Consider the following 16,948-nt stretch of genomic DNA (forward strand, 5'->3'; position numbering starts at 1 on the left):
CATCTGCGCCCACTTTGACCGACGAGGTACAGCATGCGTCGCCCTATGGTAGCTGGTAACTGGAAGATGCACGGTACCCGCGCCAGCGTCGCTGAGCTGATCAAGGGCCTGGGTAACCTGGCCTTGCCGAGCGGTGTTGATGTAGCGGTATTCCCGTCTTTCTTGCATATCAATCAAGTGATTGATGGTCTGGAGGGCAAGTCGATCAAGGTCGGCGCGCAGAACGCTGCGGTGGAATCCAAACAAGGTGCGTTGACGGGTGAAGTTGCACCGAGTCAGCTGGCTGAAGAGGGTTGCTCACTGGTACTCGTGGGCCACTCCGAACGTCGCCAGATCATCGGCGAGAATGATGAAACACTCATTCGCAAGTTCGCAGCGGCACAGGCAAGTGGCTTGATTCCGGTGTTGTGCATAGGGAAACCCTTGAGCAGCGCGAAGCCGGTAAAACGCTTGAGGTTGTCGGGCATCAGCTGGGCAGCATCATCGAGGAGCTGGGTGTCGGTGTTTTTGCAAAGGCAGTAATCGCTTACGAGCCGGTCTGGGCCATTGGCACCGGGCTGACTGCTTCGCCGCAACAGGCGCAGGATGTGCATGCAGCCATTCGCGCTCAGTTGGCGGCAGAGAATTCTGAGGTCGCGCAAGGTGTGCGGCTTCTATACGGCGGCAGCGTGAAGGCGGCCAATGCGGTCGAACTGTTCGGCATGCCGGATATCGATGGGGGGCTCATTGGTGGAGCTTCCCTGAATGCAGATGAGTTCGGTGCGATTTGTCGCGCCGCGGGAAACTGAAAAAATGCTGGAAACAGTCGTAGTCGTTTTTCATCTGCTGGGTGCATTGGGCGTAGTTGCCCTGGTATTGCTGCAGCAGGGTAAAGGTGCGGACGCTGGCGCGTCTTTCGGGGCAGGTGCTTCAAATACTGTGTTCGGAAGCCAAGGTTCCTCTACCTTTCTTAGTAAGTTTACTGCTATACTTGCCGCAGGTTTCTTCATAACCAGCTTAGGGTTAGGTTACTTTGCTAAAGAGAAAGCTCACCAGCTGACTCAAGTAGGTTTGCCAAATCCAGCAGTGTTGGAAGTTCCAAAGCAAAAACCGGCTTCTGACGATGTCCCGGTGCTTCAAGAGCAAAAGTCGGCTACTCCAGCGACTGACGTGCCTCCAGCTCAAGAGCAAAAGTAAGAAGGGTTTCAAACGTAGTATTGCCGAGGTGGTGGAATTGGTAGACACGCAACCTTGAGGTGGTTGTGCCCATAGGGTGTAGGGGTTCGAGTCCCCTTCTCGGTACCAATTATCAGGAGAGCCCGCTGTTGCGGGCTTTCTTGTAGGTGGAAGGTTACATTGACCCTGTCAGGGATCGGTCGTATACTTCCGCCCCAGCTTTGTCGCGGGGTGGAGCAGTCTGGTAGCTCGTCGGGCTCATAACCCGAAGGTCGTCGGTTCAAATCCGGCCCCCGCAACCAGTTTAAGGAGCCCCTTTTAAGGGGCTTTTTGTTAGCTGGACACTTTCAACGCCGCTGTTCGACGGCGTTTCAAGGATGGGCGTTTCGCCCATTTTTTTATTTTGCATAGCATGCACATACATGCACGAGGGGGTTCAGGTGTCGAGCAAGCTAGAAGAGTTGCAGGCCTTGCTGGCCCCGGTGGTCGTGGCCCTAGGCTATGAATGCTGGGGTATTGAGTTTTCGGCTCAAGGTCGCCACTCAATGTTGCGCGTTTATATCGATAAAGAAGGCGGTGTGTTGGTGGACGACTGTGCCATCGTCAGCCGTCAGATCAGCGGTGTCCTGGATGTTGAAGATCCAATCGCCGTTGAGTACACCCTTGAAGTTTCCTCGCCAGGCATGGAACGCCCACTGTTCACTCTTGAGCAGTTTGCAAAATTTGCCGGTGAACAAGTGAAGATCAAGCTGCGCTCGCCTTTCGAAGGCCGACGCAACTTTCAGGGCCTTCTGCGCGGTGTAGAAGAGCAGGACGTCGTGGTGCAGGTAGAAGACCATGAGTTCCTGTTGCCGATCGATATGGTCGACAAGGCCAACATTATTCCCAGTTTTGACTGAGACGCGGATCCCGCGGATCCAATGGCTTGCGAAAGGCGAGGCGTACGATGAGCAAAGAAGTACTGCTGGTTGTTGAGTCGGTATCCAATGAAAAGGGCGTACCGGCAAACGTAATTTTTGAAGCGCTGGAGCTGGCTCTGGCCACTGCCACCAAAAAACGTTTCGAGGACGAAGTCGATCTGCGTGTGGAAATCAATCGCCACACCGGTGCTTACGAGACATTCCGTCGCTGGACGGTCGTCGAAGAAGCAAACCTGGACGATCCGGCCATTGAAACCTGGCCGAGCAAGGTTGCAGAAACGCATCCGGGTGCCCAGGTTGGTGATGTAGTCGAAGAAAAGATCGAATCCATCGAGTTCGGCCGTATCGCTGCACAGACTGCCAAGCAAGTCATCGTGCAGAAAGTTCGCGAAGCCGAGCGCGCTCAAGTTGTTGATGCTTACCGCGAGCGCCTGGGTGAAATCATCTCCGGCACCGTGAAGAAAGTGACCCGCGACAACGTGATCGTTGACCTGGGCAACAACGCTGAAGCGTTGCTGGCTCGTGAAGACATCATTTCTCGCGAAACCTTCCGGGTTGGCGTGCGCCTGCGTGCGCTGCTCAAGGAAATCCGCACCGAGAACCGCGGTCCGCAGCTGATCCTGTCGCGTACCGCGCCGGAAATGCTGATCGAGTTGTTCCGCATCGAAGTGCCGGAAATCGCTGAAGGCCTGATCGAAGTAATGGCGGCGTCCCGTGACCCGGGTTCGCGTGCCAAGATCGCGGTCCGCTCCAAGGACAAACGCATTGACCCGCAAGGCGCTTGCATCGGTATGCGCGGTTCGCGCGTCCAGGCAGTGTCGGGCGAGTTGGGCGGCGAGCGTGTGGACATCGTCCTGTGGGACGATAACCCGGCGCAGTTCGTGATTAATGCAATGTCGCCGGCTGAAGTGGCGGCAATTATCGTTGACGAAGATGCCCATGCAATGGACATCGCCGTTGGCGCAGACAATCTGGCTCAGGCCATCGGTCGCGGTGGTCAGAACGTGCGTCTGGCTAGCCAGTTGACTGGCTGGACCCTGAACGTGATGACCGAATCGGACATCCAGGCTAAGCAGCAAGCAGAAACCGGCGACATCCTGCGCAACTTCATCGACGAGCTGGAAGTCGACGAAGACCTGGCGCAAGTGCTGGTAGATGAAGGCTTCACCAGCCTGGAAGAGATTGCCTACGTACCGTTGGAAGAAATGCTCAACATCGACGGCTTTGACGAAGAAACCGTCAACGAGCTTCGCGCTCGCGCCAAGGATCGTTTGTTGACCAAAGCCATCGCTACTGAGGAAAAGCTGGCAGACGCCCATCCGGCCGAAGACCTGCTCTCGCTTGAGGGTATGGACAAGGATTTGGCGATGGAACTGGCGGTGCGCGGCGTAATTACCCGCGAAGACCTGGCCGAGCAGTCTATTGACGACCTGCTCGACATCGACGGCATTGACGATGATCGTGCCGGCAAGTTGATCATGGCCGCCCGAGCCCACTGGTTCGAGTAATTAGGCGCGGCCTGAGGAGAGAAGTGCATGACGCAAGTCACGGTGAAACAACTGGCCGATGAGGTCAAAACACCGGTAGAGCGCCTGTTGCAGCAGATGCGTGAGGCAGGTCTGCCGCACACCGCCGCCGAAGAACATGTGACTGACAGTGAGAAGCAATCTTTGCTGACTCACTTGAAAAGCAGCCACAAGGCGAAAGTGGAAGAACCACGCAAGATCACGCTGCAGCGTAAAACCACCAGCACCCTGCGTGTTGCTGGCAGCAAAAGCATCAGCGTTGAAGTCCGTAAAAAGAAAGTTTTCGTACAGCGCAGCCCGGAAGAAATCGAAGCCGAGCGCAAACGCGAACTGGAAGAACGTCGTGCAGTAGAAAATGCTGCCCGTCAGAAGGCTGAAGAAGAAACCAAGCGTCGTGCCGAAGAAGACGCGCGTCGCCAGCCTGCTGGTGCGCAAAACGCGACTAACGATGCTGTCGCAGCGCCTGCTGCGGTTGCCGAGCCAGTACGCGAAAGCGCACCGGTCGTGGCGGCTGCACCGGCTCCTTCTGCCGACCGCAAGCCAAACGATCAGCGTCGTCCGGACAAACCACGTGCCGACGATAATAATCGTCGCAGCGGTGGTGGCGATGGCGAGCGCAAAAACGCTCCGCATCGTGCTTCGGTTAAAGAGAAAGCGCCTGCTCCACGTGTTGCGCCACGTACTACCGACGAAGAAAGCGACAGCTTCCGTCGTGGTGGTCGCGGCAAGGCCAAGCTGAAGAAACGCAACGCTCACGGTTTCCAGAGCCCAACCGGCCCTGTTGTGCGCGAAGTGAAGATCGGCGAGACCATCACTGTTGGCGATCTCGCCCAGCAGATGTCGGTCAAGGCTGCTGAAATCATCAAGTTCATGTTCAAGCTGGGTACGCCGGCGACGATCAATCAGGTACTCGATCAGGAAACTGCTCAACTGGTTGCCGAAGAGCTGGGCCACAAAGTGACCCTGGTCAGCGACACCGCCCTGGAAGATTCCCTGGCCGAGTCCCTGAAGTTTGAAGGTGAGACGTTCTCCCGTGCTCCGGTTGTGACCGTAATGGGCCACGTCGACCACGGTAAGACCTCGCTGCTCGACTACATCCGTCGTGCCAAGGTAGCTGCTGGCGAAGCCGGCGGTATCACCCAGCACATCGGTGCGTACCACGTTGAAACTGATCGCGGCATGGTCACTTTCCTCGATACCCGGGTCACGCCGCGTTTACCGCAATGCGTGCTCGTGGTGCCAAGGCGACCGACATCGTGATCCTGGTCGTTGCAGCGGACGACGGCGTAATGCCGCAGACCATTGAAGCGGTCCAGCACGCCAAGGCTGCCGGTGTTCCACTGGTCGTGGCTGTGAACAAAATCGACAAGCCGGGCGCCGATCTCGATCGCATCCGTAGCGAACTGTCGGTTCACGGCGTGACCTCGGAAGAGTGGGGCGGCGACACCCCGTTCGTATCGGTTTCGGCGAAAGTCGGTACTGGCGTGGACGAGTTGCTCGAAGCTGTTCTGCTGCAAGCCGAAGTTCTGGAGCTCAAGGCAACGCCTTCGGCCCCGGGTCGTGGTGTTGTGGTTGAATCGCGTCTCGACAAAGGTCGTGGCCCGGTTGCTACCGTTCTGGTTCAAGACGGTACCCTGCGCCAAGGCGACATGGTGCTGGTCGGTTCGAACTATGGCCGTGTACGTGCCATGCTCGACGAGAACGGCAAGCCAATCAAGGAAGCCGGTCCTTCCATCCCTGTCGAGATCCTCGGCCTGGACGGTACCCCGGACGCTGGCGACGAGATGAGCGTGCTGTCGGACGAGAAGAAAGCCCGTGAAGTGGCTCTGTTCCGTCAAGGCAAGTTCCGCGAAGTCAAACTGGCCCGCGCTCACGCTGGCAAGCTTGAAAACATCTTCGAGAACATGGGTCAGGAAGAGAAGAAGACGCTTAACATCGTCCTCAAATCCGACGTCCGTGGTTCGCTGGAAGCGTTGAACGGTGCCTTGAACGGCCTGGGTAACGACGAAGTGCAAGTGCGTGTTGTCGGCGGCGGCGTTGGTGGTATCACCGAGTCCGACGCTAACCTGGCACTGGCCTCCAACGCTGTACTGTTCGGCTTCAACGTGCGTGCCGATGCTGGCGCTCGCAGGATTGTCGAGCAGGAAGGTCTGGATATGCGTTACTACAACGTGATCTACGACATCATCGAAGACGTCAAGAAAGCCCTCACCGGTATGCTGGGCAGCGATGTTCGCGAGAACATCCTGGGTACCGCTGAAGTGCGTGACGTGTTCCGTTCGCCGAAGTTTGGCGCGATCGCCGGTTGCATGGTTATCGAAGGTGTTGTTCACCGTAACCGTCCAATCCGTGTACTGCGTGAAGACATCGTTATCTTCGAAGGCGAGCTGGAATCCCTGCGCCGCTTCAAGGATGACGCTTCCGAAGTACGTGCCGGCATGGAATGCGGTATTGGCGTCAAGAGCTACAACGACGTCAAGGCCGGCGACAAGATCGAAGTCTACGAGAAGGTTCAGGTTGCTCGCAGCCTCTAACTCGCGCACTTCAAGGGCCACGGCGAGCCGCCGCATGCAAATGCGCGGCACGGCGTCAGGACTCTAAACGCAACGCCCGGTCTGGCTTTTGTCAGGCCGGGCGTTTGCCGCTTTCAGACCCCACGGGTTTCACCGTGAGGCAGTAACAGGTAACAAGACATGGCAAAAGAATACAGCCGTACCCAACGTATCGGCGATCAGATGCAGCGCGAGCTGGCACAACTGATCCGTCGTGAAGTCAAAGACCCGCGCGTCGGCCTGGTCACCATTACCGCTGTTGAAGTCAGCCGTGACGTCGGTCACGCCAAGATCTTCATTACCGTGATGGGCCAGGACAATGCCGAAGACATCGCGCAAAGCATCAAGGTGCTCAACTCCGCCGCCGGCTTCCTGCGTATGCAGTTGGCTCGCGAAATGAAGTTGCGCAGCGTTCCGCAGTTGCACTTCCACTACGACGAAAGCGTCGTGCGTGGCGCGCACCTGTCGGCCCTGATCGAGCGTGCGGTGGCTGAAGACAACCAGCACCCGGTAGCGGCTGAACCCGAAGACGCCAAGGAGTAATCGGTGGCTCAGGTCAAACGTATCCGTCGTAACGTCAGCGGCATCATCCTGCTCGACAAACCGCTGGGGTTTACCTCCAACGCGGCGTTGCAGAAGGTTCGCTGGTTGCTGAACGCCGAGAAGGCCGGGCACACCGGTAGTCTTGATCCGCTGGCCACCGGCGTGCTGCCGTTGTGCTTCGGTGAGGCCACCAAGTTCTCGCAATACCTGCTCGATTCCGACAAGGCTTATGAAACCCTGGCGCAACTGGGCAAGACCACCACCACGGCGGATGCCGAAGGTGATGTTCTACTGGAGCGCCCGGTGACCGTTGGTCGCGCCGATGTTGAGGCTGCTTTACCCGGTTTTCGTGGGCAAATCAGTCAGATACCGCCGATGTACTCGGCGCTCAAGCGTGATGGCCAGCCGCTGTACAAGCTGGCCCGTGCAGGCGAAGTAGTGGAGCGCGAACCGCGTTCTGTTACTATTGCGCGCTTGGAATTGCTGGCCTTTGAGGGTGATACTGCGCGGCTTGCGGTGGATTGCAGCAAAGGCACCTATATCCGCACCCTGGTGGAGGATATCGGTGAGCAACTCGGTTGTGGCGCTTACGTTGCTCAATTGCGACGTACCCAGGCCGGGCCTTTCACGCTGGCGCAGACGGTCACGCTTGAAGAGTTGGAAGCCGTACACGCCGAAGGCGGCAACGAAGCGGTCGACCGCTTCCTGATGCCATCGGACAGCGGCTTGCTGGATTGGCCGCTGTTGCAGTTCTCGGAGCACAGCTCGTTCTACTGGCTTAACGGCCAACCGGTACGAGCCCCGGATGCACCGAAGTTCGGCATGGTACGGGTACAGGATCACAACGGTCGCTTCATCGGTATCGGTGAAGTGAGCGAAGACGGGCGCATCGCGCCGCGTCGACTGATTCGGTCGGAATGACCGAAACCGGTCTGCGTAACAGCAGGCTGGCGAGGGTGGCTGTTAGCAGGCACGGTCACTACTCATTTTTAGATACAGGGATTTGTCCCTGGCCTGTTGAAGCTGTTTCTCTGAAACAGTTTCCTGATAAAAGGATTGCCTCATGGCTCTCGACGTTCAAGAAAAAGCTCAAATCGTAGCTGACTACCAGCAAGCTGTTGGTGACACTGGTTCGCCAGAAGTGCAAGTTGCACTGCTGACCCACAACATCAACAAACTGCAAGGTCACTTCAAGGCCAACGGTAAAGATCACCACTCCCGTCGTGGTCTGATCCGCATGGTAAACCAGCGCCGTAAGCTGCTGGACTACCTGAAAGGCAAGGATCTGGGCCGTTACCAGGCTCTGATCGGTCGCCTGGGTCTGCGTCGCTAATAAGCGATTGCGCTAGAGGTTGGTTGTCTGCCGTACGTCAGTGGGTTTCCCGCTGGCGCATGGCAGGCTCCCAGCCTCAAGTTTTATCTGGATACACGTTTTACCCTGGACAGACGTTGGGCCGACTCCCGACATTGCCCAAGAATTTCGCAAGAAGACAAGTTCCCCAAGAGCCACAAAGAAGGTAGGACACCGTGAACCCGGTAATCAAAAAATTCCAGTTCGGTCAGTCGACCGTTACCCTCGAGACCGGCCGTATCGCCCGTCAGGCCTCCGGCGCAGTATTGGTCACCGTTGACGACGACGTCAGCGTATTGGTGACCGTCGTTGGTGCCAAGCAAGCCGATCCAGGCAAGGGCTTCTTCCCTCTGTCCGTTCACTACCAGGAAAAGACTTACGCTGCCGGTAAGATCCCTGGCGGTTTCTTCAAGCGTGAAGGCCGTCCTTCCGAGAAAGAAACCCTGACTTCCCGACTGATCGACCGTCCGATCCGTCCGCTGTTCCCAGAAGGCTTCATGAACGAAGTGCAGGTTGTCTGCACCGTCGTTTCCACCAGCAAGAAGACCGATCCGGACATCGCTGCGATGATCGGTACCTCGGCTGCCCTGGCGATCTCCGGCATTCCTTTCGATGGCCCTATCGGCTGTGCACGCGTTGCGTTCCACGAAAGCACCGGCTACCTGCTGAACCCGACTTACGAACAACAGAAAGCTTCGAGCCTGGACATGGTCGTTGCCGGTACTTCGGAAGCCGTGTTGATGGTTGAATCGGAAGCCAAAGAGCTGACCGAAGACCAGATGCTGGGCGCGGTACTGTTTGCTCACGACGAGTTCCAGGTTGTGATCAACGCCGTTAAAGAACTGGCTGCCGAAGCGGCCAAGCCAACTTGGGCCTGGGCACCACAGCCAGAAGCAACCGCTCTGCTGGGCGCTATCCGTGCCGAGTTCGGCGACGCGATCTCCCAGGCTTACACCATCACCATCAAGGCCGATCGTTACGCTCGCCTGGGTGAGCTGAAAGACCAGGTTGTTGCCAAGCTGTCCGGTGAAGAAGGCCAGCCTTCTTCCAGCGAAGTCAAAGCAGCATTCGGCGAAATCGAATACCGCACCGTTCGCGAAAACATCGTAAACGGCAAGCCACGTATCGACGGTCGCGACACCAAGACTGTACGTCCTCTGAACATCGAAGTCGGTGTTCTGCCAAAGACCCACGGTTCGGCTCTGTTCACCCGTGGCGAAACCCAGGCTCTGGTTGTTGCAACACTGGGCACCGCCCGTGACGCACAACTGCTGGACACCCTGGAAGGCGAGAAAAAAGACCCGTTCATGCTGCACTACAACTTCCCTCCGTTCTCGGTAGGTGAGTGTGGTCGCATGGGTGGCGCTGGTCGTCGCGAAATCGGTCACGGCCGTCTGGCCCGTCGTTCGATTGCAGCCATGCTGCCTGCCGCCGACGTGTTCCCGTACACCATTCGTGTGGTGTCGGAAATCACCGAATCCAACGGTTCGAGCTCGATGGCTTCGGTCTGCGGCGCTTCCCTGGCCCTGATGGATGCCGGCGTTCCAATGAAGGCACCGGTTGCCGGTATCGCCATGGGTCTGGTTAAAGAAGGCGAGAAGTTCGCCATCCTGACCGACATCCTGGGTGACGAAGACCACCTCGGCGACATGGACTTCAAAGTAGCCGGTACCGCCAAAGGTGTTACCGCGCTGCAGATGGACATCAAGATCAAAGGCATCACCGAAGAAATCATGGAAATCGCTCTGGGCCAAGCCCTGGAAGCGCGCCTGAACATCCTCGGTCAGATGAACCAGATCATTGCTCAGTCCCGTACCGAGCTGTCGGAAAATGCTCCGACCATGATCGCGATGAAAATCGACACCGACAAAATCCGTGATGTCATCGGTAAAGGCGGCGCGACCATTCGTGCGATCTGTGAAGAAACCAAGGCTTCGATCGACATCGAAGACGACGGCTCGATCAAGATCTTCGGCGAAACCAAGGAAGCTGCTGAAGCTGCACGTCAGCGCGTTCTGGGCATCACCGCAGAAGCTGAAATCGGCAAGATCTACGTCGGTAAGGTTGAGCGCATCGTCGACTTCGGCGCATTCGTCAACATCCTGCCTGGCAAGGACGGTCTGGTTCACATCTCCATGTTGAGCGATGCTCGCGTAGAGAAAGTGACCGACATCCTGAAAGAAGGCCAGGAAGTGGAAGTACTGGTACTGGACGTGGACAACCGCGGCCGTATCAAGCTGTCCATCAAAGACGTAGCAGCAGCCAAGGCATCGGGCGTTTAATCACCCCCGCACTTAAGCGCTGAACAACAAAACGCCCCGACTGGTTCGGGGCGTTTTGCTGTGTGTCATACAATCAAAAGATCGCAGCCTTCGGCAACTCCTACACCGGCCCCATGTAGGAGCTGCCGAAGGCTGCGATCTTTTGATTTTAAGTCTGAAAAAGAGCGGTCCGGCAAGTTGCCGGACCTCGATACCGGTGCTAGGTTTAGCCCACCGCCCGTGTAGCTCAGCCGGTAGAGCAGCGCACTCGTAACGCGAAGGTCGCAGGTTCGATTCCTGTCTCGGGCACCATTGCTGCTGTTATTTCACTTTTCGGCTCAGGTCTTCGACGGTGCGTTTGAGCTGGTCGAGTTGATTGTCCTGATCACTGACTTCCCGCTTAAGACTGGACAGATCGCTGGAGCTTGAACTTGAGCTCGATCCGGCACTGCGCTTGAGGTCTTCGACCTGGCTGGCCAGTTTTTTCAGATCGTTGTCCTGATCGCTGACGGTGCGTTTCAGGCTGGACAACTCGCTTGAGCTGGAACTGGAACTCGAGCCGCTATTGCGCTTGAGGTCCTCGAGTTGTTTACCGAGCTCTTTCAGGTCTTTGTTCTGTTCCTCGACGGTACGCTTGAGGCTGGATATTTCATTGGTACTTGAGCCGGAGCTGGTGCCGGTGTTGCGCCTGAGCTCTTCGATGAGGCGCGCTTGCTCGCTGACGGTGTTCTTCAGGGTGCTGATTTCAGCCGTGCTGGTCTTGACGGTGCCCTGCAATTTTTCGATTTCATCGACCGCCAGGTTGGTTCTGACCAGTACGGTTTTGCCGTATGAGTTATGGGTGGCGGTCAGTGTGTCGTTGTAGGAAGGATTGTCTGAGCTAAGCTCGATAGCCTGGGCCGTACTGGCCAGTGCCGTATTGCCGAGCAGCAAGGCGGCCATGCCAGTTGCAAACAGGGTAGACGGAAACTTTGGAAAATTGCGCATCACCTGAGTTCCTTGTGAAGTGCCTATATGGCACATCGCTATGACTTCGATTTTTGAAACACGTTCCTGTGGGCCTCACAAAATAAGCGTGGTCGGTGACGTCATCCGTTTTTTTGTAGAATTGATGTAAACATGCATATAAATCGTCAGCTAAAGGTCCTATATTCGGAGCTTGCATGAGCACCACCGAGCTGTTTTCAGATGATCCCGAATGGTTCTGAAGGCCAGACAAACCGGGCTTCACGCGGTTTTTTGCGTCAGAGAGATCCTTGATGATCCAGATCCATCTTCCATTCCCCAGATCAGCGAGAACGACATGACCGTTAAAGAATTGACCCAAGAAGCCAGACACGAAGAAGCGCTCAAGAAGTACGTACTGGAGTCGCCCCAGCTAGCCGAAGAGATCAAGGACCTGCCCGCCGACGATCAGAAAGACCAGATCCAGTGGGCGTTCGAGGATGAAGCGGAGTCGCAAGGCTTGCAGCCCTGGGAGCTGACGCTCAAGTACACCTCGACGCCTGAAGAGTTCGAGGCAGCACGCCTGGTTCTGCACAAGGAGGCGGCCGAAGTCCTGGGCGTCGAATGGGAAGAGTACTGCGAGATGAATAATCTGGTGGTCTAAACACGGCGACAAACCTGTGGGAGCGGGCTTGCTCGCGAAGAGGGAGTGTCAGTCGACATTATTGTCGTCTGACCCACCGCTTTCGCGAGCAAGTCCGCTCCCACATGGCATGTGCTACGGCAGACATATTTTAATCAGAGACTGAGCCGCATCGACAGGTCAACCGCCTTCACATCCTTGGTCATTGCCCCGATCGAAATGTAATCAACACCGGTTTCGGCAATCGGCAGCAACGTGCTTTCGTTGATACCGCCGCTGGCCTCCAGTTTTGCCTTGCCGCCGTTCAGGCGCACGGCTTCGCGCATGTCATCCAGGCTCAGTTCGTCGAGCATGATGATGTCGGCACCGGCCGCCAGGGCCTCCTTCAGCTCATCCAGGCTTTCCACTTCGATTTCCACCGGCTTGCCCGGGCAATCTTGTGCGCGGCTTTAATGGCCTCAGGGATGCCGCCGCAGGCGGCGATATGGTTTTCCTTGATCAGGAAGGCGTCATACAGGCCGATGCGATGGTTGTGGCAGCTGCCGCAAGTCACGGCGTACTTCTGCGCCAGACGCAGCCCCGGCAGGGTTTTGCGGGTGTCGAGCAGTTTTACCTGCGTCTCGGCGACGAAATCCGCCAGAAACTGCGCGCGCGTTGCCACGCCAGACAGCAGTTGCAGGAAATTCAGCGCACAGCGTTCACCCGTCAGCAGCGAGCGCGCCGGGCCTTCGAGGTGGAACAGCGCCTGATTGGGTTTCACCCGTTCGCCATCGCGCACCTGCCAGTGCACCGCAACCCGTGGGTCCAGTTGCCGAAAAACGGCGTCGACCCACGCGGTACCGGCAATGACGGCAGCGTCGCGGGTGATGATGGTGGCTTTGGCCAGGCGTTCGGCGGGAATCAATTGCGCGGTGATGTCGCCGCTGCCGATGTCTTCGAGCAACGCGCGGCGCACGTTGGCTTCGATTTCGGCGGTCAAATCGGCGAGACGTAGATTCGGCATAACGGGCTCCACAAACTAAGTGGCTCGATTATAGGGCCATGGTGCGAGCCAACCCAAGGCGTCCACGGTGTTCACATCGCTCTGAAACCTGCATTTGGTCGATTCGTCCGAGCATTTGGCGCTAAGCAAGGGTCTGTCCTGTACGTCTATTTCCAGGTGAGGCGCAGAGTCTGCTGGCACAAGCGGCGTGTTTTGCCGATAATCCGCCTTGCATTTGACGTCATAGCTTTGACGTCTCTTTGGGTCCCCGATTATTGAATGACAGCGTGAGGGCAGTGTTCCCCGCTGAGCGCCGGCGGTGATGTTGGCGCAGTCGATCTTTCTTACCGAACCGAAGAATCACCGTTTCAGGAGGCTTGGATGCACAACGACGGGAATGTAGTGCCTTTGCACAAGGCGGCTACCGATCAGGCGACCCGCTCGCCGCTCGCCCGCCTGCCTGTGATTCTGCTTCAGGTTCGCGACAAGGCTGCTCAGTTGCTCAGGCACGGTTTGCAGGCGCTGTTCGATAACGCCGACGACACGCTGTTCGAAATGGCCGACCGGGCCCGCAACGACGTCGAGCAGAACCTCTTTTTCGAAGCCATGCGCGACTTGCGCCTCAAGCGCAAAAGCATTGAGCGCGGGTTTCTCGAACAATTTTTCGAGGCGTTCGTCAGCCTCACTCAGTACGACATCACTCGGTCAACCTTGCCCCAGTTATTGGCGTTCGATGCCAACGCATCGCTGCCCAATGATGATCTGGAACGCAATGTCGCGGTGGAGGCGATGGTCAGCAAAGTACTGAACCGCGAGGGTTTCGCCCTCGATCAATTGACCACCCGACTCAGCGTGTTGTTGGGCAAGGAGCTGCTCGAACAGCACAACCCGATGGGCCCGGCGATGCTGTGCGAGTATTTTCTGCAGGCCGGGCGCAATCTGGGCGTGGAGATCAAGGTCAAGCTGATCATCCTCAAACTGTTCGAGCGCTATGTGCTCAGCAGCGCCGATCAGCTCTATGCCGAAGCCAACCAATTGTTGATCGCCACCGGCGTGTTACCCGAGCTCAAGCCAGCGCCGGCGCGGCGTGCGGCTGACCGCGCGGCGGCCAGTGCCCATGCCGAACCCGCCGAGACGGTTGTCCGATGTGGCAATACGCAGATTGATGACAGCGTGCAGGAAGTCTTCGCCGCCTTGCAGGAACTGCTTTTCCACGTGCGTGGCAGTGTCGCGCCGACGCTTGAGCTCAGCGCCCCGGCCCAGCCGATTTCCACCCGCGACTTGCTGCGCCTGCTGTCGCACTTGCAGCAATACGTGCCGGCCCTGGCGGCTCAGGACGACTTCGACCTGCGCAACCAACTCGAACAACTGCTGACCCGCGTCAGCGTAAAAAGCGGCAAGTCGCGGGTGGTTGGGGTGGCCGACGAAGACGTGATCAACCTGATCGCCATGCTCTTCGAATGCATTCTCGATGACCGCAACCTGCCGGATTCGCTCAAGGCGCTTATCGGGCGCTTGCAGATCCCGATGCTGAAGGTCGCGGTGCTCGACAAGAGCTTTTTCAGCCGCAGCAGCCACCCGGCGCGACGTCTGCTCAACGAAATCGCCACTGCGGCCATGGGTTGGGGCCAGTGCGACGATCATGAGCGCGATTCGTTGTACCTGCGCATCGAGCAAGTGGTGCAGCGGCTGTTGAATGACTTTGTCGACGACCCGGCGATTTTCTCCGAGTTGCTGGCGGACTTTCTGGCGTTTACCAGCGATGAGCGCCGTCGCAGCGAGCTGCTGGAACAGCGTACCCGGGACGCCGAAGAAGGTCGGGCCAAGGCTGAATTGGCGCGTCAGCGGGTCGAACAGGCGCTGAATGAGACCTTGTTGGGCAAGCTGCTCCCGCAAGGCGTGGTGGTGTTCGTCCAGGATGCCTGGAGCAAGGTGCTGTTGCTGACGTGCCTCAAGCACGGCGATCAGTCCGCCGAATGGCACGCCGATGTGCAAACCATGGCGCAATTGATCTGGAGCGTGCAGCGTCACGAAGAAGCCGACGCGAGCCTGCGCCTGCTATCGCTGGTGCCGGGACTGCTCAAATCCCTGCGTGACGGCCTGAGCAGCTCGGCATTCGACCCGTTTGCCACCAGTGAATTCTTCAGTGAGCTGGAGGTCTTGCACGTTCAACTGTTCGAGCGGCCAGCCCCCCGGGCACCGGAACAGACAACACCCCGCGATGCGCCAGTGATGGTCGAAGTGCTGGAGGAAATCTTCTTGCGTACTGCCGATGAGGGGCCGGTAGACACGACATCGGTACGTTTGCCGGCCGACGATGTCGGTCTGCTTCAGGTCGATCAGTTGCGCCTGGGCTGCTGGGTCGAGTTTCAGGAAGACGAAGAAAATACCCTGCGTTGCAAGCTGGCAGCGATCATTGAAGCCACCGGCAAGTATATTTTCGTCAACCGCACCGGGATGAAAGTGCTGGAACGCAGTCGCACCGGCCTGGCCCTGGAGTTGCGCCGGGGTGCGGTGCGTGCGCTGGACGATACATTGCTGTTCGATCGGGCCCTGGAATCGGTGATCGGCAACTTGCGGCGTCTCAATCACGGCAAGTGATCGCGCGCAGAGGGTCTATCGCGGCATACTGGGCGCCAACACGGTCGTCGTTGAAGGAACCTGTATGCAGTTGGACCCCGCGAGCGGTTGGTGCCAGGGCGTAAACATATGCCCCTCGCCCAACTTCAATGCGCGCCCCACGGATGAAATTTCCCTGTTGGTGATCCACAACATCAGCCTGCCGCCGGCGCAGTTCGCCACCGGCAAGGTGCAGGAATTTTTCCAGAATCGTCTGGATGTCACGGAGCATCCCTACTTTGAGGGGATTGCTGACCTGCGGGTGTCTGCGCATTTTCTGATCGAGCGTGACGGCACTGTCACTCAGTTTGTCTCCTGTCTTGAGCGTGCCTGGCATGCCGGCATCTCGAATTTTGAGGGGCGGGAAGTCTGTAACGATTTTTCCGTGGGCATCGAGCTCGAAGGTACGGATGATCTGCCCTTTACCGACGCGCAGTATCAAGCATTGACGACACTGACCCGACAGCTGCAAAACACGTTCACCGGCATTACCGCGCAGCGCATTTGCGGGCATAGCGACATCGCGCCCAGGCGTAAAACCGATCCGGGACCGGCGTTCGACTGGACACGCTATCGCGCCGCTCTGGCAAAAGAGGAACAACAATGAGTTTTCTGGTGTTGCTGTTGGCGGTCTGGATCGAGAAGTTCTCGGCCCTGCGTCATCGGGTTCAGCGTGATGGTGGTTGGGTCCGCGAGCTGCACAAGCTTGAGGCCAGCCCGCGTCTGAAAGACCGTCCTTGGCTGATATTGGTGCTGTTGGTGTTGCTGCCGGTGGCGCTGCTCGGTTTGTTGTTGCTGGTCCTGGAGCCTTTGGCCTATGGCTTGCTGGCGCTGCCGGTGCACCTGTTGGTGGTGATTTACAGCCTGGGGCGCGGTGATCTGCTGGCGGGGCTCGGACCGTTTCGCGATGCCTGGCGCCGTGAAGACCTGCAAGCCGCTGCGCACGTGGCCAAGCGTGACCTGGACATCTGCGCCGACAATGGCGAGCAGCTGCTGGAGCGGGTTCAGGCCCATCTGATTTGGGAGGCCTACCAAAGCTTTTTCGCGGTTATTTTCTGGTACTTCCTGCTGGGCCCGGTCGCTGCGCTGAGCTATCGCTTGCTCGCGCTGGCCGAAGAGCACAGCCAGAACCCGGCGCTGGCCGAGCGTGCGGCGCAACTGCGGCATGCCTTCGATTGGGTGCCGGTGCGGTTGCTGGCGGCCAGTTTTGCCCTGGTCGGTAACTTTGTTGCGGTCGGGCGGGTGATGCTCCACGAACTGTTGAACTGGAACATCAGCGCCGCCCAGTTGATCGAAAAGGTCGGGCTGGTGGCCGGTGAGATTCCGGAGCCGGTGGTCGGGCCCGATGGCATCAACAGCCTGGATCGCATCTGGGAACTGCTGTTGCGGGCGGCGGTGCTCTGGTATGCCGGGTTTGCGTTGTGGACGGTGCTTTCCTGATTTGGGCATAA

General features: G+C 57.9%; 12 protein-coding genes, 3 tRNA genes and 3 pseudogenes. 16 read left to right on the plus strand and 2 right to left on the minus strand.

The annotated features are described in order from the left end of the window. The first annotated feature begins 33 nt into the window (after nucleotides 1-33). From tpiA to JFV26_RS17875, 12 genes and pseudogenes are all read left to right on the plus strand, one after another. Nucleotides 34-788 (plus strand): annotated as a pseudogene (tpiA, locus tag JFV26_RS17820) (triose-phosphate isomerase). Between the two features lie 4 nt (nucleotides 789-792). Beyond that, a complete protein-coding gene (secG, locus tag JFV26_RS17825; protein WP_201194393.1) occupies nucleotides 793-1,176 on the plus strand; it encodes a preprotein translocase subunit SecG in 384 nt (127 codons plus the stop codon). Between the two features lie 22 nt (nucleotides 1,177-1,198). Next, nucleotides 1,199-1,284: transfer RNA gene (locus JFV26_RS17830), tRNA-Leu, on the plus strand. A gap of 96 nt (nucleotides 1,285-1,380) precedes the next feature. Next, a tRNA-Met gene (locus tag JFV26_RS17835) sits at nucleotides 1,381-1,457 on the plus strand. 138 nt (nucleotides 1,458-1,595) lie between these two features. Next, nucleotides 1,596-2,054, plus strand: coding sequence for a ribosome maturation factor RimP (rimP, locus tag JFV26_RS17840; RefSeq protein WP_149657639.1), 459 nt, complete (start codon nucleotides 1,596-1,598; stop codon nucleotides 2,052-2,054). Nucleotides 2,055-2,101: 47 nt separating this feature from the next. Next, complete coding sequence (nusA, locus tag JFV26_RS17845; protein ID WP_201194346.1) at nucleotides 2,102-3,583, plus strand: transcription termination factor NusA; 1,482 nt, start codon at nucleotides 2,102-2,104, stop codon at nucleotides 3,581-3,583. 27 nt (nucleotides 3,584-3,610) lie between these two features. Then, nucleotides 3,611-6,135: pseudogene (infB, locus tag JFV26_RS17850) on the plus strand (translation initiation factor IF-2). A 159-nt stretch (nucleotides 6,136-6,294) separates the two neighbouring features. Next, complete coding sequence (gene rbfA / locus JFV26_RS17855) at nucleotides 6,295-6,696, plus strand: 30S ribosome-binding factor RbfA (RefSeq protein WP_007942872.1); 402 nt, start codon at nucleotides 6,295-6,297, stop codon at nucleotides 6,694-6,696. Between the two features lie 3 nt (nucleotides 6,697-6,699). Continuing rightward, the gene (truB, locus tag JFV26_RS17860) at nucleotides 6,700-7,617 is read left to right on the plus strand and encodes a tRNA pseudouridine(55) synthase TruB (protein WP_201194348.1); all 918 of its coding nucleotides are present in this window, start codon (nucleotides 6,700-6,702) and stop codon (nucleotides 7,615-7,617) included. A gap of 142 nt (nucleotides 7,618-7,759) precedes the next feature. Next, on the plus strand, nucleotides 7,760-8,029 hold the full coding sequence (gene rpsO / locus JFV26_RS17865; RefSeq protein WP_003176135.1) for a 30S ribosomal protein S15: 270 nt from the start codon (nucleotides 7,760-7,762) through the stop codon (nucleotides 8,027-8,029). 194 nt (nucleotides 8,030-8,223) lie between these two features. Next, entirely contained in the window at nucleotides 8,224-10,329 is a 2,106-nt protein-coding gene (gene pnp, locus JFV26_RS17870) for a polyribonucleotide nucleotidyltransferase (RefSeq protein WP_201194350.1), read from the plus strand. A 215-nt stretch (nucleotides 10,330-10,544) separates the two neighbouring features. After that, nucleotides 10,545-10,620, plus strand: a tRNA-Thr gene (locus tag JFV26_RS17875). Nucleotides 10,621-10,629: 9 nt separating this feature from the next. Here JFV26_RS17875 and JFV26_RS17880 read toward each other — a convergent pair. Beyond that, the gene (locus JFV26_RS17880) at nucleotides 10,630-11,295 is read right to left on the minus strand and encodes a hypothetical protein (protein ID WP_201194351.1); all 666 of its coding nucleotides are present in this window, start codon (nucleotides 11,293-11,295) and stop codon (nucleotides 10,630-10,632) included. Between the two features lie 316 nt (nucleotides 11,296-11,611). Between JFV26_RS17880 and JFV26_RS17885 the strand changes: the two genes are divergently transcribed. Continuing rightward, nucleotides 11,612-11,917, plus strand: a complete 306-nt coding sequence (locus JFV26_RS17885) for a DUF6388 family protein (RefSeq protein WP_201194352.1) — start codon at nucleotides 11,612-11,614, stop codon at nucleotides 11,915-11,917. 134 nt (nucleotides 11,918-12,051) lie between these two features. Here JFV26_RS17885 and nadC read toward each other — a convergent pair. After that, nucleotides 12,052-12,899, minus strand: a pseudogene (gene nadC, locus JFV26_RS17890) (carboxylating nicotinate-nucleotide diphosphorylase). 360 nt (nucleotides 12,900-13,259) lie between these two features. Between nadC and JFV26_RS17895 the strand changes: the two are divergent. The 3 genes from JFV26_RS17895 (at nucleotide 13,260) to ampE (ending at nucleotide 16,937) form a co-directional block, all read left to right on the plus strand. Next, on the plus strand, nucleotides 13,260-15,479 hold the full coding sequence (locus JFV26_RS17895; protein ID WP_201194353.1) for a DUF1631 domain-containing protein: 2,220 nt from the start codon (nucleotides 13,260-13,262) through the stop codon (nucleotides 15,477-15,479). 64 nt (nucleotides 15,480-15,543) lie between these two features. Then, a complete protein-coding gene (gene ampD / locus JFV26_RS17900; RefSeq protein ID WP_201194354.1) occupies nucleotides 15,544-16,104 on the plus strand; it encodes a 1,6-anhydro-N-acetylmuramyl-L-alanine amidase AmpD in 561 nt (186 codons plus the stop codon). Further along, the gene (ampE, locus tag JFV26_RS17905; RefSeq protein WP_201194355.1) at nucleotides 16,101-16,937 is read left to right on the plus strand and encodes a regulatory signaling modulator protein AmpE; all 837 of its coding nucleotides are present in this window, start codon (nucleotides 16,101-16,103) and stop codon (nucleotides 16,935-16,937) included. The genes ampD and ampE overlap by 4 nt, the downstream gene beginning before the upstream one ends. Nucleotides 16,938-16,948: the final 11 nt, after the last annotated feature.

It is taken from the genome of Pseudomonas sp. TH31, from assembly GCF_016650815.1.
GTDB lineage: Bacteria > Pseudomonadota > Gammaproteobacteria > Pseudomonadales > Pseudomonadaceae > Aquipseudomonas.